General features: G+C 54.1%; 13 protein-coding genes and 1 riboswitch. Of the genes, 1 reads left to right on the top strand and 12 read right to left on the bottom strand.

Annotated elements, in window-relative coordinates; all coding sequences use genetic code 11:
- Nucleotides 1–6: 6 nt before the first annotated feature.
- Entirely contained in the window at nt 7–711 is a 705-nt protein-coding gene (locus tag MKZ07_RS28660) for an AIM24 family protein (protein ID WP_036693630.1), read from the top strand.
- A 189-nt stretch (nt 712–900) separates the two neighbouring features.
- Here MKZ07_RS28660 and ltrA read toward each other — a convergent pair whose 3' ends face one another.
- The 12 genes from ltrA to MKZ07_RS28600 form a co-directional block, all read right to left on the bottom strand.
- Nucleotides 901–2,193: a group II intron reverse transcriptase/maturase gene (gene ltrA, locus MKZ07_RS28655; protein WP_036694821.1), complete on the bottom strand. Its 1,293-nt coding sequence runs from the start codon at nt 2,191–2,193 to the stop codon at nt 901–903.
- A gap of 686 nt (nt 2,194–2,879) precedes the next feature.
- Nucleotides 2,880–3,347, bottom strand: coding sequence for a Dps family protein (locus tag MKZ07_RS28650; RefSeq protein WP_036693628.1), 468 nt, complete (start codon nt 3,345–3,347; stop codon nt 2,880–2,882).
- 248 nt (nt 3,348–3,595) lie between these two features.
- The gene (locus tag MKZ07_RS28645; protein WP_036693626.1) at nt 3,596–5,074 is read right to left on the bottom strand and encodes a potassium/proton antiporter; all 1,479 of its coding nucleotides are present in this window, start codon (nt 5,072–5,074) and stop codon (nt 3,596–3,598) included.
- 130 nt (nt 5,075–5,204) lie between these two features.
- Nucleotides 5,205–7,889, bottom strand: coding sequence for a discoidin domain-containing protein (locus tag MKZ07_RS28640; RefSeq protein WP_341028937.1), 2,685 nt, complete (start codon nt 7,887–7,889; stop codon nt 5,205–5,207).
- A 76-nt stretch (nt 7,890–7,965) separates the two neighbouring features.
- Entirely contained in the window at nt 7,966–9,495 is a 1,530-nt protein-coding gene (locus tag MKZ07_RS28635; protein WP_036693624.1) for a glycosyl hydrolase, read from the bottom strand.
- Between the two features lie 191 nt (nt 9,496–9,686).
- Nucleotides 9,687–12,029: a PA14 domain-containing protein gene (locus MKZ07_RS28630; protein WP_235218385.1), complete on the bottom strand. Its 2,343-nt coding sequence runs from the start codon at nt 12,027–12,029 to the stop codon at nt 9,687–9,689.
- Nucleotides 12,030–12,043: 14 nt separating this feature from the next.
- Nucleotides 12,044–12,124, bottom strand: a riboswitch (cyclic di-GMP riboswitch).
- 138 nt (nt 12,125–12,262) lie between these two features.
- The gene (locus MKZ07_RS28625) at nt 12,263–13,636 is read right to left on the bottom strand and encodes a sugar phosphate nucleotidyltransferase (RefSeq protein ID WP_036693623.1); all 1,374 of its coding nucleotides are present in this window, start codon (nt 13,634–13,636) and stop codon (nt 12,263–12,265) included.
- 1,073 nt (nt 13,637–14,709) lie between these two features.
- A complete protein-coding gene (locus tag MKZ07_RS28620; RefSeq protein ID WP_036693621.1) occupies nt 14,710–16,050 on the bottom strand; it encodes a UDP-glucose dehydrogenase family protein in 1,341 nt (446 codons plus the stop codon).
- Nucleotides 16,051–16,054: 4 nt separating this feature from the next.
- Nucleotides 16,055–17,155: a glycosyltransferase gene (locus tag MKZ07_RS28615; protein WP_036693619.1), complete on the bottom strand. Its 1,101-nt coding sequence runs from the start codon at nt 17,153–17,155 to the stop codon at nt 16,055–16,057.
- Nucleotides 17,156–17,256: 101 nt separating this feature from the next.
- Nucleotides 17,257–18,396: a glycosyltransferase family 4 protein gene (locus MKZ07_RS28610; protein ID WP_036693617.1), complete on the bottom strand. Its 1,140-nt coding sequence runs from the start codon at nt 18,394–18,396 to the stop codon at nt 17,257–17,259.
- Nucleotides 18,393–19,583, bottom strand: coding sequence for a glycosyltransferase family 4 protein (locus MKZ07_RS28605; protein ID WP_036693616.1), 1,191 nt, complete (start codon nt 19,581–19,583; stop codon nt 18,393–18,395). The genes MKZ07_RS28610 and MKZ07_RS28605 overlap by 4 nt, the downstream gene beginning before the upstream one ends.
- Entirely contained in the window at nt 19,570–20,424 is an 855-nt protein-coding gene (locus tag MKZ07_RS28600) for a glycosyltransferase family 2 protein (protein WP_036693614.1), read from the bottom strand. Before MKZ07_RS28600 ends, MKZ07_RS28605 begins: the two co-directional genes overlap by 14 nt.
- Nucleotides 20,425–20,529 lie beyond the last annotated feature (105 nt).

Here is a 20,529-nt window from a genome sequence, read left to right as displayed (position 1 = left end):
TGAAGAATGAATATTGACATTCAGGATGAAGGCGACAGCGGCAGCGGACAGGCGGTTGCTTTTACTATTCAGGAGAACGAGGAGGTCCATGTGCTGCACCCGCAGCAGATTATTGCTTACCAGGGCCCTTCGGCAGGACGTGCCGACCGGTTCATGGATGTGAAGGGCATGTACCGCAAGCGCAAGCTGATCCGGGCGGATCTGACCGGCCCTTGCCGGTTCACAGCCGCGCTGCCGCCCGGCTACCGGGTCAAGACCATCCAGCTCGACAGCAAAAGCGATCTGCTCTACGACTTCAGGCATCTCTTCTTCTACAGCAAGGGAGTCACGATGCAGACGAGAGTCCTGAGCATGAAGAATATGCTGATTACCCGTGATATCGTCAAGGTCAAATTCTCCGGCCGCGGCAGCATAGGCATTCTGACAGAGGGCACGGTCTGCGAAGCGGAGCTGCATCCCTTTGATCCGCTGTATGTCGATGCCGGGAGCATTATCGCTTATCCTGAGAACGCCAAGCTGGAGCTGACGGTCTACGGCAACCATCTCGCCAGCCAGCATATGAGCTATCACTGGAAGATGACCGGCCACGGGCCTGTGCTGTTCCAGGCCGGACGCCAGAGCAGACGCTTCGAGCGCGACAATAATGAAGATGGCATAATCAAGCGATTCCTGCGGGAGGCACTGCCCTTCGGCGGTGTATTTATTAAGTAAGTGGAAACGGCATTGCCGTCTTTTTAAAGGACGGTACCGTTTCAGCGAGAAATAGAAGGATAAGTTATCGTGTGAAACATATAAATTCTAGAGTAAAGGGCTGGTGCAACCCAGCCCCTCCTCATCAAACCGTACGTGAGGTTTTCCCTCATACGGCTTTCCGATGTTTGTCATTCATCGGCATGCAGATTACAATAGCGTTTTTAGTCCATATTGGATGGTCAAATATCTAACTTCTGACCGGGATCTCATCCATCTTCCTCGTTGTCTCTTCTTCGCATACCACCGGGTAAATCGTTGCAGAATATACCAATCCAGTTTTGCTAACCTCTTTTGGCTGTACTTTGTGTAATAGTAGTTTCTCCATCCTTGAATCTTGGGATTGAGCCATTCCACGTGTTCCGCAAACGATTTCGAACGCATGCTGGGCGGTGCTAATCTTTCTTTAACCACGCCTCGAATTCGTTCCTCCGCCTTCTTCGTTAGCCACTGCTGCGTGGTGTAATACACCTTGCCTTGGGATGTTTCTGCCTTCTTTTTCCGGTGGTGCATTCCTAAGAAGTCGAATCCTTCGTCTCCTGTCCATAAGCCGACAATACGGGTTTTGGTTGGGTGTAGCGTCAGCTCCAGACGTTCCATGATTCTGCGTATGAGTTCATACGCATGTCCGGCGTCCTTTTTAGTTTTACAGACCACCACAAGATCGTCTGCATACCTCGTGAGTTCACCTACTCCTTTCCCGTGTTTTTCCCACAGTCGGTCAAAATAGTTCAGATAGATGTTCGCCAAAAGTGGTGAGATCACTCCACCTTGTGGTGTGCCTAAATCGGAACGTCTTACGTTTCCTTCTTCCATGACTCCCGCCTGAAGCCACTTCCGGATTAACTTCAGGATTCGTCTGTCATTGATACGCATTTGTACCAATTTCATCAGTTTCTCCTGGTTAATATTGTCGAAGTAACCTTGGATGTCGACGTCGACTACCCAATTTCCTTTGCGGTTGCAGGCTTTCCGGATTCGATCCAGTGCTCCTTTCGCACTTCGCTTCGGGCGAAATCCGAAGGATACTTCTTCGAAATCCGCTTCGAAGATCGGTTCAATGACGAGTTTGGTTGCCATCTGCACCACTCGGTCGCGCACGCTGGGTATGCCCAGCGGTCTTGGTTTCCCGTCTTTCTTTGGGATATAGTGCCGCCGTACGGGCTGTGGGTGGTAGTTACCATCCTTTAATGCTCGCTCGCAGTCTTTGAGAAATTGCACTTCTCCTTGTTTCTCAATATCCGCGAGCGTCACCGTATCTACTCCGGCAGCCCCCTTGTTCGCTTTCACCCGTTTCCAGGCTTCACTCAGCACATCCCAGCGGTAGACTTTGTCGTACAGTGCATGGAATTTACGCTTGTTGTTCTCCTTGGCCGCATGACCTAGCTTTTCTTGGAGTTCTTGAACTTTTTCCTTAGGTGTCGTTAGCCTACTGGCATTCACTCACTCGTACCTCCTCCAAAAGCATAAACAAAGCAGGGCTCCTTCTCTCCCTAAGGTTATGTTGTCCTTAGGTTCCTCGGTACTATGAGCCCCTCGGACTCCCTTCCCACAGACGGTTCATTTCATCTTTTGGACTTATAGAGCGTCTTTTTACGGGTTTCTAAAAAAAAAATCCTCCCGTGTGGGGGAGGGTCTCCCCAGTTCACTATGTCTTCTTTCCTTCCATGCCGATCCCCATACGCCGGAGGATTCTTCACTGCCGTTCCAAGTTCTCTGCAGCTTCCATGGTCTTCACCCATATAAGCGAGGTTCGACTTCCTCTCTTCCCCCTTGCGGGGCCTTTATGACGACGCGGCAGGATTCACTTCATGTTACGGCCTGGCGGGTTGCTCGCCCTGTCTCTGACCGGACTTTTGTCGATGCGCTTCTACGCACGGATTTCGCCGTACGCAGGCATCCTAGCTACACGGGGGCTTGGCCCCTCCCGTGACCGGACTTTCACCGGTTAGAAGATACGCGCTTTCTGGGCACGCCTTATATTTTAAGCAAAGAGCGCCCGCATGTGTAACGCGGGCGCTCTTCTATATGTCCTGTGCGGAATTACGCAAGTGGAAACGGCATTGCCGTCCTTTAAAAGGACGGTACCGTTTCAGCGAGAAATAGAAGGATAACGTATAGCGTGAAACCTATACGTTCTTATATTCCAGGTAAGCGTTCAGCATCCAGGCTGTCTTCTCTACACTTGTCCGGATTCCGATCAGCAGATCGGCGGTAGGCTGGTCGCTGACCTCCTCTGCGCTAGTAATGCCCTGCTTCAGCTCTTCAGCTACGGCAGCGAAGTCTTGAACCAGCTGTGCCACCATTTCCTTCGCGCTCTCACCGCCCGCGGCTTCCTTCAGGCTGGAGAGCTTCAGGTACTCTGCCATGGTGGAAGCAGGGCGTCCGCCGATGGCGAGCAGCCGTTCAGCCAGCTCATCCACATAACCCGCAGCTTCGTTGTACAGCTCTTCGAATTTCTCATGCAGCGTGAAGAATTGAGTTCCGCTGACATACCAGTGGTAGTGATGCAGCTTCACTCCCAGCAACGTCCAGTTCGCGGTCTGACGGTTCAGGACAGCATGCAGTGCAGTGTGGCTATTAACTTGTGTACTCATTCAAAAAACCTCCCGGAGTGTGTATTTTACAACGTATTGTATTTAGACTCATTCTAAATCTATATACAATTTAACATACTTTTTTACGTATTGCAATCTATTGTCCTGCAGCCTTGATGTATTGCACATTCTAGCATTCTTCCGGGAGCCTATCCTATAATTTGAATCACAATTCTGCAAAAGCACATGGATTGACATAAATCACCTGAACCGGAAGAGAAGCTTACATCCCTCCCGTAGGATGTCCCTTATACCGTAGGGATATCCTTCTCTGCCGCCCGTCCCAAGCCGCTGCGGAAGATGGCGCGCATCTCCTCCCGCTTGCTTTTGGGACTAAGCACATATACCGTATCTCCAGGTTCAATAACCGTGCTGCCATGCGGCGTCACAATGGTCTTGTTCCGTATAATGGCCGTGAACAGAATATCGTCCGGCAGGCCGATCTCTGCAATCTGCATGCCCGCAATCGGCATCTGCCGCTCAATTCCGATATGATTGAATTCGGAATCGGTCTTCCCGAGCGCGACCAGCTCCATCAAGGAGGGCTGGGACCCAGGCTCCCGGCCCACCAGCCTCAGCCGCGAGGCCAGAGGCGAAATGGTGGTTCCCTGAATCACTGCCGAGGTCAGGACCACGAAGAATACGACATTGAAGAATAGCCTGCCATGCGGCAGCCCCGCGAGCAGCGGGTAGGTCGCCAGGACAATCGGGACGGCTCCCCGGAGCCCGGCCCAGGAGATCAGTAGCTTTTCACGGAAAGAGAACCGCGACACAAGCAGGCTGAGGAATACGCCAAGCGGTCTTGCTAGGGCCATCAGGATGACAGACAGCAGCAGCCCTTGCCAGGCCACAGCCGCCAGCTCCTGCGGGAAGACCAGCATCCCGAGCAGAATGAACATGGCAATCTGCATCATCCAGGCGAAGCCATGATTGAAGTTCATAATGGTGCGGTGGTACATCAGCTCGGAATTCCCCAGCACCAGGCCCATAACATAGACGGCAAGCAGCCCGCTGCTGTGTACCATGGCCGAGACCCCGTAAGTCAGAACTGCGAAGCCGACCGCCATGACCGGATACAGCCCGGTGGAATCCAGATTAATCCGGTTAATCAGATACACTGCAAGCTTGCCAATGATGATCCCGATCAGCAGCCCTACCCCCATCTCCCAGAAGAACGACAGCACCAGGCTCCAGACTGCAGTATCCGGGTGCTGCACCCATTCAATCAGCGACACGGTAAGGAATACAGCCATCGGATCATTACTGCCGGATTCGGCTTCAAGCGTCGAGGTTAGCCGTTTGTCGATATTTTTGCCGCCCAGCACGGAGAATACCGCCGCTGCATCTGTGGAGCCGACAATGGCCCCGAACAGGAAGCTCTCCGCCCAGGGTACACCGAGTACGAATTTGGCAAAAATACCAACGATCACCGTAGTCAGCAGTACCCCGAGTGTAGCAAGCGACAACGCCGGCTTCAAAATCGGGCGAATATCCTTCATGCTCGTCTGCATGCCGCCCTCAAACAGAATCACCACCAGGGCAAAAATGCCGGCAATCTGCGTGAGTGAAGCATTGTTGAAATAAATAAAATGGCTGAGCACCATGCCGGCTGCAATAAACAGGACCAGAGCAGGCATGCCAAAACGGGTGGAGAATTTGGTGGAGAGCACGGCGATCAGCAGCAAAGCCGCCAGCAGCAGGATGATTTGATCTGCAAGATGAGTCATGAACCGGTTCACACCTTCCCCGGAGCCGGGTATCCGCCATAGCCCCATTTACTTCATAATAATGTTTATGATTCCAGGGCAGAAAAAAACCCCGGTGGGCTGAATTCCACGGAGGTTATTATGCCGTCCTTCATTCTCTTGAATACACCTGCAGCTCCTGAATCGACCAATAGTTGCCGCCGGAGCCTGTCTGGGTAATCTTGATATGCCGGGTCTTGACCGGAGCAAACGTAATCTTGGTCTTCTCCAGCTGGCCTTTGCCCGCTGCGACCTGTCTCCAGCTCTTGGCATCATCCGATACCTGGACAGTGTAGCCGCGCGGATAATCATATGGCGATAAAGGGTAATCCATGTCTATAGCTTCTACCGTATGTTCTGCGCCCAGATCAATCTGGAAATACTCCCCCGAAGCCTGATGCTTGACCGTATCCCAGCGGGTCCGCCGGTCTCCGTCAATGGCACCTGCCGGATTGGAAGCCTCCTTACTCACACTGGACGTCACCTTCCAGCCTGCCCGGTCCAGCGGGACAAGTCCGGTTGCTGTAATCTGTGTCTTCTCTGACATCACACCAGAGCCGGACACTCTTACAGCATAAGTATAAAGTGTGCCTTCCTTCAGCTTGCTGTCGTTATACTCCGTTCCCTTCACCGCTGTAGCGATGACCTTCAGCTTCTCGTCCGGGCCGTCCGCCCGGAGCACTTCATAGCTTGCTCCGGGGGCTTCCAGCCAGTTCAGATGCATCGATAATCCCTTGACAGCAGTCGCCTTCAGGCCCTGCGGCGCCGTATCCGCTACCTCGGAGGAAGGCTCCAGAATATACTGCACGCCTTCTCCCGGAGCCAGCGTCTCCGTGAATTCCAGCTCCGGCGAAGCGGCTCTGCCGGTTACATAGCTGCGGGCCTCCTCATAAGTATCGCCCTTGCCGAACCGTTCTCCTTCGTACACTGTCTTCTTCGGCATTGTGACCTTGACCTTAACGGTCTGCTCGGTGCGCTCGAAATTGACGAAGTTCACCAGCACCTTGTTCGATGTCGCCTTGCTCCCCGCCAGCGGCTCAAGCGTGGAGGTGTCCACTGCTCTTACGTAGACCAGCTTATCCTTCAGCTCCTCCTTATTGCTGATCTGGTAGGTCAGCGGAGCGCCGTGTGTGGCATAAGCCAGATCCAGCCTGCGCATGATACTGACGCGGGATTCTTCGCCTTCCTTGGTGTAGTAGATCTCTGTAGCCGCCGGATCATGATCCTCCAGATTAAAGCCGTATTTGAACAGGCTGAAATTCTTGAAGAAGGCGGCATGCTGCACGAACATATCCGCATAGCCGAGATGTGCCCGCATAATCCGGTCGAACACCGCCGAGGTCCGCTGCTTGGCCCCGTATTGATACGCATCTACATGAGAGTCCGAGGTGCCGAACTCGGTGGCGAGCATTTTTTTGCTAAGGCCGTCTACCGATCCCCCGAAGGTCTTCAGGTTCTCCGTGAAGCTCCCGCCCTGTCCGAAAATATAGGAATCGCCATAAGAATGTCCATTCGTCAGATCCGTTACCGCCTCCAGCTCATCACGCTGCTTCGGGTCGCGTTCCCAGCCGTCGGGGTCTCCGCACTGCTTCACCGGCCCCTTCTGGTTGCCGCACGAGTCTTCGCTGTAGCCCGGCCAGTAGGCCCATCCGGGTGCAACCGTCTGCAAATGGGGCGCGATCGTCTTACCCTTGCTGTTCAGCCACTCGGCTATAGCCAAATTTATCGCTTTGGAACGGTTGAACAGGCCCGGTTCGTTATCCACCTCGTAATACTGGAAGTACGGGCTGTACTTCTGGAAATAATCCGTCAGCTTCTTCTCCGCATCCCCCGGCAGCGTTCCGTCCGCCTTCAGCTTGATATCGCCTGTGTACAGATAGAGCGCTACGGCCTGCATATTGTAATCCTTCAGGACCTTGTAGTACTCCTCCATCTTCTCACAGGAACGGCCCACATCGCTGGCACAGCTGGTACGCATGATATTGCCGCTGTAGGCTACGCCCAGCCACTTCATAATATAGGGCAGATGCGTAACCGCCCCCTCGTCAAAATAAAACTGCTTGTTATTGACCACCGTCCCGGTCACCGTATAGCTGCCGTGAATCGGCTCCTTAATCGGAGACTTCAGCGCCTCCAGACTGAGATTATCCCATGTCCACCAGTTGTACTTATCCTCAGCTTCTGAGGAATAGATTCCCCTGGCCGTCCGCAGCGTCAGCTCGTTGGTGCCGCTGATGAGCTGCTCTTTGGGAATGTACAGCTCATAGGTTTTGCGGAAGTCGTATTTGCTGCCTGTTCCGGCAATCCCGGCGATCTGAATGATGCCTGAGAGCTGACGGTTGGAGAATACGCCCATCTGGGGTACGGATTTGTACGCATCGATAATGCTCACGCGAAATAAGACCCCGTGCTCCGGGATCTTATCCAGCTCATACTGAATCCGCAGCTCCGGGTTGGTCTCCCCGTGCAGGCCGGAGGGAAGTGACTTCAGCTCTGCCGACCTGGCAGTGGTTGAGGCTATGCTGAGCGTCTTCTTCACCCCGCTTGACCCTGCCGCCTTGAACTCATCGGCAGAGCCGTCATGCTTGCCAAGCTTCCATAGAACCGTTCCTTCCGGCATCTCAGGACCGGCATCCTTAGCCGCCGACAATGAAGACAGATCCACATCCGCTTCACCGTCCTTCGTCCCGTAATCTCCGAAGATAGAGACGGACAACAGAACCAAGATGATCAGTGCTGCAAATTTTAGTAGCCTGTGGAGATATTTACCGGGTTTCTTTTGAACTCTAGTCCTCATTCCCTTGTCCTCGCTTTCTTCCGGAATTCTATGCTGTACCGGGATAACGTTACGCTTCTTCTGCTGCGGGGCTTCCTTAAGGAAGCGTCAGCGCACTCTGGGGAATTATCATCTGCTTCTGGCTCTGGCTTCTCCACATCAGACTGACGCTGGCATCCCCGCGGTTCTCGTAATACTCTACCTTGATGGCGTAGGGGGTATTTGCGGAAAGTGTGATGCTGCCCTCCTTGCCCGCGCTGCTCTGATTCTTCCAGCTGTCGATCAGGAGCTTGCCGCCGATCCATACGCGGATGCCGTCATCCGAAGAAGCGGTAAACGTATACTTTTCACTGTAGAGAGGCTTAAGGGTCCCGGTCCAGCGTACCGAGAATGCATCCTTGGGCAGGCCGGAGGCTGGTGAATTGCCATGCCAGTTGAATTGAAGGGTGCTGTCGTTACGGGTAAGCAGCGGTGTGCCGGACAGGTCCATATTGCCATAATACTGGCCCCTCAGGCCATTCCTTGAGCTTACAGCCGCCGCATGGGTTTTGGTACCCACCGCAAGCTTATAGTCCTCCCGCGATACCGTGTATTTATGATTCATAAAGCTTTGAATTTTCACGGTCGGGTTATTCTCAACCAGCATCTTGCCCCATGTCATCGTATATACCCATTTGCTTTGTTTTTGAGACATGATGACAGGGTCTGGAAGCTCTCCGCTCTCCCCGATTCCGATCGGTTTGCCGCCCGCAAGCTTCAGGAGGCTGTCATAATAGGACTGCTTGAAATCATTGTCATAAATATCGGCGGCCAGAATATCCACCTTGGCGGTGCCGGGAAAATAGGCGTGATACGGCTCAGACGACTTATTGGGGGCATTCGGATTCCACACCCACAGCAGATTGTTCAACTTATGCTTATTCACCATGCGGTCATAGACCAGGTCCCAGAGCTTCGCAAAATCATCCTTCTGCCCCCACCAGAACCAGCCGCCGTTCATTTCGTGATAGGGCCGCCATAACACCGGAACTCCGGCATCGCGCAGCTCGCCCAGATACTTGGCCACTTCATCCAGCTCAGCAACTAATGCTTTGTACTGCGGCGTTCCGGGAGTGACGTACTGCTTGAATTGATCCTGGCTAAGCGGCTTCTGCACATTGGTCCATACCGGCGCGGTTCCCGGCAGATTCTGATGGAAGGTCATGGCGACAATGCCGCCGCCCTCATGCCATCGTATGGCGCTGTCCACGACAGCCTGACGCTGTCTGGCAATGATCTCCTTAGACTGGTTGCCTATGGCTCCCAGCTCATAGCCATGCAGAACGGCATAGCGGCCGCTTGTTGTGCGGAGCTTATTATTGAATTCATCGGGGCTCTCCAGGTAATCATGCTGGCCGGATATCATCCCCTTGCCGCTAAGATCACTAAGATAGCTTAACAGTGCGGAAGCCTCCTTGGAGGCCGATGGATTAATGGGTTTAATGGGCCCCATGGGAGCGGAGGCGGCAGGTGCCGTAACCTTAGCGGCTGCGGGCAGACTGCGCCCTTCCCCCCATGGAAGTAATGAAAGGATAAGGATTAGAGGAAAAATAATTGTATATAGCCTGTACTTACGGTAAGTGTTCAATGTAATCTCCTTTCTCCAGCCACACTCTCAGGCAGGCCCCGGAGGTTAAGCCTCGCGGATTATCTACCTTTCTATAGCTTAGTAGCCCTGCTGGTAAGCAGGGCCATTAAGAGTGGCTTACAGGATTTATAATTGTAACGTCTTAACCAGTAACAGCGCCAATGATGAACACAGCTGCGGACCTTATGAGCTTAGGAAGCGGACGGGAGGAACAGCGCGCTTGCCGGAACGGTACCTTTGGATTGGCTTGGACTCTGCCACATTAGCCGCGCTTTTGCATCCCCTTGATTCTCATAATACTCTACCTGAATATCATACAGCTCGCCTGCGGTCAGGCTGATGCTGCCCATGCGTTCGGTGCCGCTCTGCTTCACCCAGCTGTCAATCACAAGCTCACCGTTAACCCGTACGCGGATACCGTCATCGGAATTGGTATAAATCTGATACGTCTCTGTGTACAGCGGCTTAATCTTCCCGCTCCAGCGGACAGAGAAGAAGTCTATACCGATAGCAGCATCCGGCGAGCCTTGGCGCCAGTTGAAATCAAGCACCGCATCGGTGCGCACTGCAGCGGGTTCGCCCGATAGCGTCATGTTATTGAAGTATTCCGCGTACAACCCATTGGCAGCAGGGACTTCTACCGGCAGATCCACCGGTGTTGCTGTAGGAGAAGGAACGGGAACAGGAGCCGCTGTCGGTGTTGGTGCCGGTGTTGGCGTTGGTGTCGGTGCTGCTGTCGGCGTTGGTGCCGGTACTGGCGTCAGTGTTGGTGTCGCTGCTGGTGTTGGTGTTGTTACTGGTGCCGGCGTTGCTGTTGCTGCTGGTACCGTTGTCGGTACTGCTGTTGCAGCCGGAACAGGTATGGATATGTTGCCTGCTCTGGAGAAAAGCGCACTTGCAGGTACGGTTCCCTTCACCTGGCTAGGGCTCTGCCACATCAGATGGACATTGGCATCGCCAGCATTCTCATAGTACTCTACTTTGATATCGTACAATTGCCCGGCAGTTAAGGCTATGCTTCCTGTGCGGGCAGTTCCGCTCTGTTTGACCCAGCTGTCAATGACCGGTGTGCCGTTCACCCACAAGCGGATACCGTCATCCGATGTAGTATAGAACTGATAAGTCTCACTGTAAGCCGGCTTAATCTGTCCGGTCCAGCGAATTGAGAAGTAATCTACGCCCAGTGCGGCATTAGGAGTCCCCTGACGCCAATTGAAGCTGATGACATCATCGTTACGCACCATAACCGGTGTCCCCGAGAGCGTCATGTTCTTGAAGTATTCTCCAAGCAGGCCATTCTGGCCAGGCTTACTCTCCGGGTCGCCGAAGGTTGGGACCGGCTTCTGAGTCGGCGCAACGGTTGGTGTTGCCGTCGGCGTTGGCGTCGGTGTTGCGGTTTGTGTCGGTGTTGCTGTTGGTGTCGGTGATACTGTAGGCGTCGGCGTTGCCGTTGGCGTTGCGATTGGCTTAGGAGCCGCCGCCGGAGCAGACCAGGCCTTATATTGGTCACGGGTTAGTGTGTAACTGTCATTCATGAAATTCTTGATTGTCGCCGTGCTGTTATTCTCATAGAGCATCTTGCCCCAGTTCATCATGAACACGTAATTCTGCTGGTTCAGCTTTAGCTTCGATATATTTGGCATTTCACCGTTCTCGCCGATGCCGATCGGTTTGCCGCCAGCCAGGCTGGTCAGATCATCATGATATTTATTGGAGTAGTCGTTATTATATATATCTGCTGCCAGCACATCCACTCTGTCCGCACCCGGATAAGTCCGTGGATAGGGATCGGAGCTTGCATTAGGCGCATTCGGGTTCCATACCCAGAGCAGATTATTTAACTGATGAACGTTCACGAACCGGTCATACATAATATTCCACAGGGCTGTAAAATTATCTTTCTTCCCCCACCAGAACCAGCCGCCGTTCATTTCGTGGTAAGGTCTCCAGAGGATCGGAACCTTAGCATCCCGCAGGCTTTTCAGAGAGACCGCTACTTTATCCAGATCGGTGATCAGTGCATTATACTCTGGCGTTCCGGGGGTTACGTATTTGTTAAATTGCGCCTGGGTGATCGGCTTCTGCACATTGGACCATTCGTACTTGGTGCCTGGCAGATTCTGGTGGAAGGTCATGGCGACAATGCCGCCCGCTCTGGACCAGTTCGTCGCACTCCAGACGATATTTTTGCGTTGTGCAGCTACTCCGCTCTCACTCTGCCCACCGATTGCTCCCAGCTCATAACCATGCAGTGCTGCGTATTGTCCGCTTGTTCCCTTCAGCTTGTTGCTCAGCTCATCCGGACTCTCGAAATAGTCATGCTGGCCTGTAATGATTCCATTTCCCGAGATATCATACAGATTGTTCAGCAGCTTGACCGCCTCCGCTGAGGCGTTAGGGTTCACCGGCGCTCCTTCAGAGGAGGCAGCCTTGACGGTGGAAGGGGCGATTCCCAGTCCCACAGGTACAGCAGACAATACCACGGCCAGCGACAGCACAGCGCAGAGCAAACGAGACTTACGGTAAGTTTTCACAATATTCTCTTCCTTTCGGTAGCCAGGCTGCCACTCTTGCGAAGGCCCTATAGCTTTGCGTCCCTGTCTTTCGATCAGGTTTGCCTTTGTCGTTTTGGAAGGATCAATCCCTCTTACCGTAAATTATCGTCTTTATGCAATTTTTTTGTAGAGCAAACGCGAATTTCTCCGAATAAATAGTTCCGAGTACCTGTTTTGATTCTGTAACAAATGGTTAAATAGATAAGTTAGACCTACGAAATGAACTGATGTAGCGCTATATCCTCCCAGTCCAGAGTAATACGGATGTTATCTTCCTCTACCAGCTCCGACCCCGTCTGCACCTCAATGAACTCCACATCGGTAAGAGCAAGAATGGCATGCTTGGTCCCTTCCGGTATCCGCACCACATCTCCTGCCTTCACCGTATGCATCTTCTCATTGATGACAATGCTGGCTTCCCCGCTGACGAAGGTCCAGATTTCACTGCGTTTGTGATGCAGCTGATAGCTGATATTTTTGCCCTCATTGATGAAAATCCGCTTGGTCAGCACCTCGTTGCCTTCGTCATACTTTACATAATCTATCACCTTGTAGTGGCCCCAGCGGCGCTCCTCGTACATCGGTCTTTGTTCAAAAGACTTCAGCACTTCCTTGATCCGCGGACTCTCAGTCTTGTGCGTCACCAGAATGCCGTCCGGGCTGGCAGCGATAATCAGATCCTTCGCCCCGATCACGGTAATCGGAATATCCAGCTCGTTAATGAGGCAGGTCCCCTCGGAGTCAGCGGTCACAAAGCCTTTGCCGACATGGTTGCTGGTCATTTCCTCGGTCAAGGTGTTCCAGGTACCCAGGTCCTTCCAGAATCCGGCATACGGCTGTACGACGATGTTCTCTTCTTTCTCTACCACTTCGTAATCGAAGCTGATGGAAGACAGCAGCTTATACTGCTTCTGCAGTTCCTCATAATTAAGCGGCAGCCCTTTGCGCTGCAGGATATCCAGCAGGTAACCCAGACGGAAAGCGAACACCCCGCAGTTCCAGAGAGCCCCCTGGCTAATCAGCTCCTCGGCCTGCACACGGTCCGGCTTCTCCTGGAAGTGGCTGACCTGCAGATAACCATTCGCTCCCGCATCTGCACCCGTTGGAATAATGTAGCCGTATTTCTCCGAAGCATGCTCGGGAACTACGCCCATCAGCGCCAGGTTCGCCCCGCTCACCAGCATGGTGTTCTCCAGTTGCAGTACCGTTTCGAAAAAGGAGGATTCCACGTATGGGTCCACCGGCAGAATCGCCACGGTCTCGCTTGGGGAAACCCCTGCGATGGAATAGAGGTAGGCCGCCGTCAGCGCAATGGCCGGGAACGTATCCCGCCGCTCCGGCTCCACGATGATCGGCACCTCGCTGCCGAGCTGGCTCTGGATCATCTCCACCTGGCTGCGTCCGGTCGCCAGATAAGAGGACCCGGCCATGCCGTTCTCCTCCAGCTGTCTCCATACCCGTTGTACCATTGATTCCGGTTCACCTGCCGGACTTGCCAGTACCTTCAGAAATTGCTTGGAGCGTGAATCATTGGACAACGGCCAGAGCCGCTTGCCGGAGCCGCCTGATAGAAGTACTAGTTTCATAGTGAACCCTCCATATCGTATTGTTATTGGGTATTTCTTATTGCGGCTGTGTGTTAAAATCCCGCCTGTTATGAGGGTCGCTGCAAGGAATTTTGGGCTTACGGCCGCTGTTGTCTCCAGATGTTGTTGATTATATTGCTTGCAGCAGATAATATCCGGAGACAAAGGCGGACGCTACCGCTCCTACAGCTCCAAAATTCCTCTCCGCTCCATTTCATAACAGGCTTGTGATTTCATATCCGCTTCGCCCGCAGGCGAAGCTCCCGGTTAAAGATCCGGGTATTGCCGCTTGTTGTAGCGGCAAGGGGGGCCGGGCTGCCGCTTGTTCCAAGGCGTCGCCGCTGACCTAGCGGCTAGAGAAAGCAAGAATTCCAAGACAATGGAATTCAAGACCGGGATTCAAGACTCTTGTTCCAAGGGCTTGCCGCACAAATTTGCGGCGGCAGAAGCTGGTTAGTTTAAGTACGTGACACAAATGCTGCTCAGTTGCTCCATTTGGCTCGAATCCGAGAAATCAAGGGCACTTGTGCTCCTCATTTGCTCGTTTAGCCAACTTTCCCAGGATTCAGGGGCACTTGTGCTCCTCATTTGATCGTTTAGCTAACTTTCCCGGGATTCAGGGGCATTTGTGCTCTTCATTTGCTCATTTAGCCAACTTTCCCGGGATTCAGGTGCACTTGTGCTCCTCATTTACTCATTTAGCCAACTTTCCCGGGATTCAGGGGCACTTGTGCTCCTCATTTGCTCATTTAGCCAACTTTCCCGGGATTCAGGTGCACTTGTGCTCCTCATTTGCTCATTTAGCCAACCTTCCCGGGATTCAGGAGCACTTGTGCTCTTCATTTACTCATTTAGCCAACCTTCCCGGGATTCAGGGGCACTTGTGCTCTTCATTTCACCGTGCAGCCCACTTTCGGCACATCCAAGGGGATTTATCCCTCTTATTTCACCGCGCAGCCCACTTTCAGCGCATTCAAGAGGATTTATCCCCTTCATTTCGCCGCGCAGCCGATCCGGCGCAGCTCCTCCAGAAAAGGCTGACTCGCCGTGGATCGCTGCCCTTGACCGCAGGTCTACACCGCGCCAGCCACGCTAGCGGAGAATCCGCTAAGCCCGCCCATCTGCGGGCGGCCGACGGAGATGTACTCGAGGCCGGTGCCTTCGATTTGCTCTTTGCTATAGACGTTGCGGCCGTCGATCAGCACCTGGCGGCGCATGGTTCCGGCGAGCTGGTGCAGGTTGATCTCCTTGAACTGGCTCCAGTCGGTCAGCAGGCAGACGGCATCGCTGCCCTCGGCAGCCTCTTCCGCCAGTCCGCACCAGCGGAGCTGCGGGTGATCGTATTCCTTACGGAAGTTATCGGCCGCAATCGGATCGTACAGCTTGACGATGGCGCCTTCGGCCACCAGCGCCTCAACAATCTCACGGGCCGGGGCCTCGCGGACATCATCGGTATTGGGCTTGAAGGCAAGCCCCCAGATGCCGATGACCGCGCCTCGCAGGCTGCCGAGTGATTCATGGAGCTTGGAGATAATCATGAAGCGCTGGCCTTTATTGACTTCAACGACGGATTTGAGCAGCTTGAACTCATAATCCACGTTACCGGCAATCTGGATCAGCGCATTGGTGTCCTTCGGGAAGCAGGAGCCGCCATAACCGATACCGGCTTGCAGGAAGGTCGAACCGATTCTCTGGTCCATCCCCATGCCGCCTGCGACTTCGGTGACATCTGCTCCTACCTTTTCGCAAATGTTGGCAATCTCATTAATGAAGGAGATCTTCGTCGCCAGAAAAGCATTCGAGGCATATTTGATCATCTCAGCGCTGCGGATATCCGTAACGAATACGTTGTCTGTGAAGCCCTTATGAAGCTCACGCATGGTCGGCTCAAGCGCCGAATTATCCAGTCCGATGACGATCCGGTCGGGATGAAGCGTGTCGCGGATGGCAGAGCCTTCACGGAGGAATTCAGGCGCAGAGACGATATCGAAGGGATGATTCGTGAGGGAGGAGATCAGCTGGCGGATACGCTCATTGGTGCCAACAGGGACGGTCGACTTGGTCATGATGATCTTGTAGCCTTCCATCGCCTGGGCAATCTCGGCAGCGGCACCTTCGATATACCTCAGGTCGGCTTCGCCTCCCGGCAGGGAAGGTGTACCCACGGCAAGAATGACGATATCGGAGCGGCGGACCGACTCCTGAAGATCGGACGAGAAGCTCAGCCGGCCCTCGCGCAGATTCATTTCGATCAGGGCCTCAATGCCCGGCTCATAGATGGGAGATTCCATCCGGTTCAGCTTATTGATTTTCTCCTCATCCTTATCCACACAGATGACATGATTTCCATTTAAGGTAAAGCATACGCCTGATACAAGTCCTACATAGCCGGTACCAATCACTGCGAGTTTCATACTTTCATCCTCCTTTTAGGAAATTGACGTAGGCCTGTTCCACATACTGCTTGAACTGGACCATAAACGCCTGCTCATCGAATTTGCGTGCATGGCCCATAATCTGGTCGATATCCCACGCATAGGACTCCACCTCATCAATGGCCTTAAGCAAATCATCAACTTCCTGGTGCTGGAAAAACACGCCGTTAACGTATGGGATAATCGTGTCCAGCGCGCCCCCGGCCTGATAGGCGATGACCGGTCTTCCAGCAGCATTCGCCTCCAGCGGCGTGATGCCAAAATCCTCTTCCCCCGGGAAAACAAACGCCCGGCACTGGGACATCAGCCCTGTAACTTCCTCATCCTCCAGCCGGCCCAGGAACGATACATTCCCCTTGGCCATGCCTTCCAGACGCTTACGGTCCGGTCCGTCCCCGACAATATACAGCTTAAGCCCGTTACGGTTGAACGCCTCCACCGCCAGATCGATCCGCTTGTAGGAGACCAGCCGCGAGACAATCAGATAATAATCCCCAATGCTCGGGGAGCTGGTGAAGCGGGCTGTATTGATCGGCGGGAAAATCACATCGGAATCCCGGTGGTAATAATTCTGAATCCGCGTCTTCACGACGGAGGAGTTGGCGACGAACTGGTTCACATTTTTGGAGGTGCGCTGGTCCCAGTTCTTGAGCCGCTGCATATACACCTTGAGCAGTCTTTTGAATAAACCTGAATTCGATTGCCGCTCCATGTACGTGTCATAGTCCCAGGCGAAACGCATCGGCGTATGACAGTAGCACAGATGGAAGGTGGACTCGGGCACCTGAATGCTTTTCATAAAAGCACTGCTGGAGCTAAGAACGATATCATACCCGCTGAAGTCCAAATCGCGGACAGCCATGGGGTAGAGCGGGAGCACCCCTTTGAAGTTACGCTTCACTCCCGGAATCTTCTGCAGCCAGGAGGCCCGGATATCGGCATCTTTGAGGTTATCGGTCAGGCGGCTTCCGTTAAAAACCGTTGTGAAGATCGGAGCTTCCGGGTACATGTGATGGAAAACCTCCACCACCCGTTCCGCCCCGCCCATCTGGATTAAATAATCGTGCGCGATCGCAATTTTCATGTGAATCATCCTCAAAGTTTTATGGAGCAGCATCATTAAGCAGTACACGCATGGCTAGAGACAGATATGATGCAAGCCTTAAGCATTATGGAGCGGGAAGGTCAGGTAACTGCCAGCAGACCTTTGTAGTAAGCGACAATATCCTTGACCGTGTTCTCGATGACAAAATGCTCTTTCACCCGTCTCATGCCATTATCCGCCATCCGTCTACGCTCTTCGGGATGGTTCAGCATCCAGGTGATGGAGTCTGCAAGTACAGTAGCATCTCCCGGCGGGATCAGCAGTCCTGTCTCACCAGGAACCACGATCTCCACCGGTCCGCCTTCATTGGAGGCAATGACCGGCAGTCCGGCCGCCATGCCTTCGACGATGACCTGGCCGAACGGCTCAGGGGTAATCGACGTATGAATCAGTAAATCCGCTTGGTTCATCAGTCCTTGTATATCATCCACATGACCCAGCAGGCTGACATTGGTGATGTCGTCCCGCTGCATCTGCTGAATTAATTCCTGCTTGTATTCTTCCTCTCCGAACAGGGCATCACCGGCCAGCCAGAACTTCACGCGGCTGTCCTGCTTGAAGGCCTTGGCCGCTTCCAGCACAATGTGCTGGCCTTTCCAGTGGGCAAGCCGACCGACCAGCAGAACGTTGAAGTCCTTCCGCTCCCGCCGGCCGATCCCTTCGCCGATCGCCTTAGCGAAGGCCGAGTAGACGACCAGCGTCTTCTTCGAGCGCGGCAGCTCCAGCGCATTCAGCGTGGAGTGGGAATTGGCAATGACCCCGTTCGGCAGCAGGCGTGACAGCAGCCGGATCGCCTTGGCGACAACCGGCTTCAGATAAGGCGCCCCGATGTGGTCCCGGATGTGCCAGATCAGCGGCACGCCTGCTTTTTTGGCGGCGACGGCTCCGTAAAAGGCTGATTTCAGGGAATTGGTGTGCACACAGTCCACCTTCTCCTCCTTCAGCAGCGGAGCCAGCTTACGGCCGTAAGCCAGCAGCTTCATCGCAGCAGCCGGAGCCCCGAGGTTCACGGCGTTGCGGCCGCGGCTGCGGATGCTCTCATCCAGCGGGATAATGCGGACATCGATGCCCTTCTCCCGCAGGCGTTCAGCAAGCGTCCCCTCTTCCGCCAGGATGACCAGCGGCTCAATCTGCTCACCGATGTTGGTGAGGATGTTGAACAGGGCGACCTCTCCTCCGCTCCATTTGGCGGTGTGGTCGATATAAGCGACTTTGATCATCCTACGCTCACACCCTTTCCCAAGGTTTCGAGGAATACAGACTCAATCTTGTCGCCTACATGCTGCCAGGTGTACTTCTCCAGCACGTGATTCCGGCATTCGTCCCGGCCCGGCAGCAGCTTGCGGTTACTCAGCATATGAATCATACCTTCCGCCATATCCTCGCTGGCTGCACTCTTGAACAGCAGCTCCGGCCGGAAGCCCTGGAGGATCTCCTTGTTGCCGCCGACCGGCGTAGCCATCACCGGCAGCCCCGAGGCCAAAGCCTCAACGGTGATCAGGCCGAAGCCTTCCAGCGCCTGGGAAGGAACAACGAACATATCCGCTGCCTGATAATAGGAGGCCAGCTCATGATCGGGAATGTAGCCGAGCAGCCGGACCTTGTTCCCCAGCCCGTAATCGGATATTTTCTCTTCCAGCTCCCCGCGCAGCGGACCCTTGCCCCCGATCAGCAGAATCGCGTTCGGGAACCGCTCGGATACCTGCTTCCAGGCTTCAAGCAGCTGCAGCAGCCCCATCCGGTTCATCAGTCTGCGGACGGTCAGGACCGTTGTTGCGCCTTCCGGCAGATTCAGCGTCCGGCGGACCGCCAGCCGGTTCGTGGCGGGCGTGAACCGCTCGACATTGGCCGCTCCGGGAATGACGGTAATCTTGTGCAGGGGCACGCCGTGCAGCTCGTGCAGCATATTACGGAAGTAATCGCTGAGGACAATGAATTTGTCTGCCAGCTTGTAAGCCTTATGTTCAATCGATTTGGCAATCGTTGTTTTGACTTTATGCTTGATGCCTTGACCTTCGATCTTCATCTCTTCGTTCCATGGACCGTGGAAGGTCATAATGACCGGAATTCCCCGCTTCTTCGCTTCAATCGCCGGCCCGATGCCGTAAGGGGCGAAGTGAGTGTAGAGGATATCAATCCGCCCGCTGCCATCCCCCATCAGGGAGGCCGCCTTACGCTGGAAGGCGTCCTTGCGCTTCCAGATGGTCTCCTTCGGATCACCGGCATTGTGGATGATCAGTTCCTTCGGCGTCTCCGGCGTTTCTTGGCTGCAGATTAGGGCATGCACCTGGTTCCGCAAGGAGAGCTGCTCACACACAGATTTGAAATAGGTGTTCAGTCCTCCGGGCTGTAACGAGGGCCAGCTGAGGCCGGTCGTCATAATGTTAAGTCCGTCATTGTACGACATAGCTTCTCTCCCCCTTGTTCTCCTTCTCGGCCTGACCCGCTTCGTTATGCCGGGCCAGCCTGCCTGCGCTGTGCAATTCGTAATGCTTGAAGCCGACCATGAATTCATACATCACCCAGAAGACGGATACTGCGAAGCCCGAGATGCCTTTCTTGAACAGGCCATGCAGGAAATACTTCTGCAGGAACCGTGCCGGCGGACGCAGCAGCAGGTGGCTCAGCTTGAACGGCTTGCCGCTGGCGAACGCACTCTCTGCTTCCAGATCAGTGTATTTGTTGAACCGGGCCACATGATCGTTGATGCTGCGGAAGCCTTGATGCCACAGCGTTCCGTTCAGCTTCACCGTCCGCTCCTCGGACACCTCGGGCATCTCATGCACCAGAGAGTTGCGGATACCGTATTCCTTGCGGTTATACAGCCGCACCAGATATTCGCCTTTATCCAGCCATTTGCCAAGGAAGTCGCCAATCCGGTACAGCGAGAACGCCACCGTAGCATCGGTCAGTCCCGGCTTGCGCTCCAGGATATCCCGGGCCAGCTCCTCGCTGACCACTTCGTCGGTATCAATCAGGAAGACCCAATCATGGATGGCACGTTCCACTCCGAATTCCCTTTGCTTCGCATATCCGGGCCATGGGTTGACATACACCCGGCATCCCAGGCTCTCGGATAGCCCTACGGTCCCGTCTTTGCTTCCCCCGTCGATTACGACCACCTCATCGGCGAATAACCGGCAGGACTGAATGGCTTTGGATATCCGAACTTCGTCGTCCTGGGCAATGATGACCGCCGAGATGGGGTAGCTGCCCCGGCCGCCAAGCACGCTTGTTACTGAATCCATGATAGGTATCCTCCTTTGCCTGGTAGGGTCCGGTGTGTGTCGTCGCTCCGAGAAAAGTTTGGGCTTCCGATCGCTGTTGTCTTCTGATTTCCTGATTAGGACCGC

Source organism: Paenibacillus sp. FSL P4-0338, assembly GCF_038002365.1.
Taxonomy (GTDB): domain Bacteria; phylum Bacillota; class Bacilli; order Paenibacillales; family Paenibacillaceae; genus Paenibacillus_AQ.
Note: the sequence above shows the minus strand (reverse complement) of the source record. Positions and strands in the feature narration are given on the sequence as shown.

What these genes read in the sequence shown, in the direction of transcription:
- MKZ07_RS28660 (WP_036693630.1), top strand. Translation starts at nt 7, where the DNA reads ATGAATATTGACATTCAGGATGAAGGCGACAGCGGCAGCGGACAGGCG.
- MKZ07_RS28650 (WP_036693628.1), bottom strand. Translation starts at nt 3,347, where the DNA reads ATGAGTACACAAGTTAATAGCCACACTGCACTGCATGCTGTCCTGAAC.
- MKZ07_RS28645 (WP_036693626.1), bottom strand. Translation starts at nt 5,074, where the DNA reads ATGACTCATCTTGCAGATCAAATCATCCTGCTGCTGGCGGCTTTGCTG.
- MKZ07_RS28640 (WP_341028937.1), bottom strand. Translation starts at nt 7,889, where the DNA reads ATGAGGACTAGAGTTCAAAAGAAACCCGGTAAATATCTCCACAGGCTA.
- MKZ07_RS28625 (WP_036693623.1), bottom strand. Translation starts at nt 13,636, where the DNA reads ATGAAACTAGTACTTCTATCAGGCGGCTCCGGCAAGCGGCTCTGGCCG.
- MKZ07_RS28620 (WP_036693621.1), bottom strand. Translation starts at nt 16,050, where the DNA reads ATGAAACTCGCAGTGATTGGTACCGGCTATGTAGGACTTGTATCAGGC.
- MKZ07_RS28615 (WP_036693619.1), bottom strand. Translation starts at nt 17,155, where the DNA reads ATGAAAATTGCGATCGCGCACGATTATTTAATCCAGATGGGCGGGGCG.
- MKZ07_RS28610 (WP_036693617.1), bottom strand. Translation starts at nt 18,396, where the DNA reads ATGATCAAAGTCGCTTATATCGACCACACCGCCAAATGGAGCGGAGGA.
- MKZ07_RS28605 (WP_036693616.1), bottom strand. Translation starts at nt 19,583, where the DNA reads ATGTCGTACAATGACGGACTTAACATTATGACGACCGGCCTCAGCTGG.
- MKZ07_RS28600 (WP_036693614.1), bottom strand. Translation starts at nt 20,424, where the DNA reads ATGGATTCAGTAACAAGCGTGCTTGGCGGCCGGGGCAGCTACCCCATC.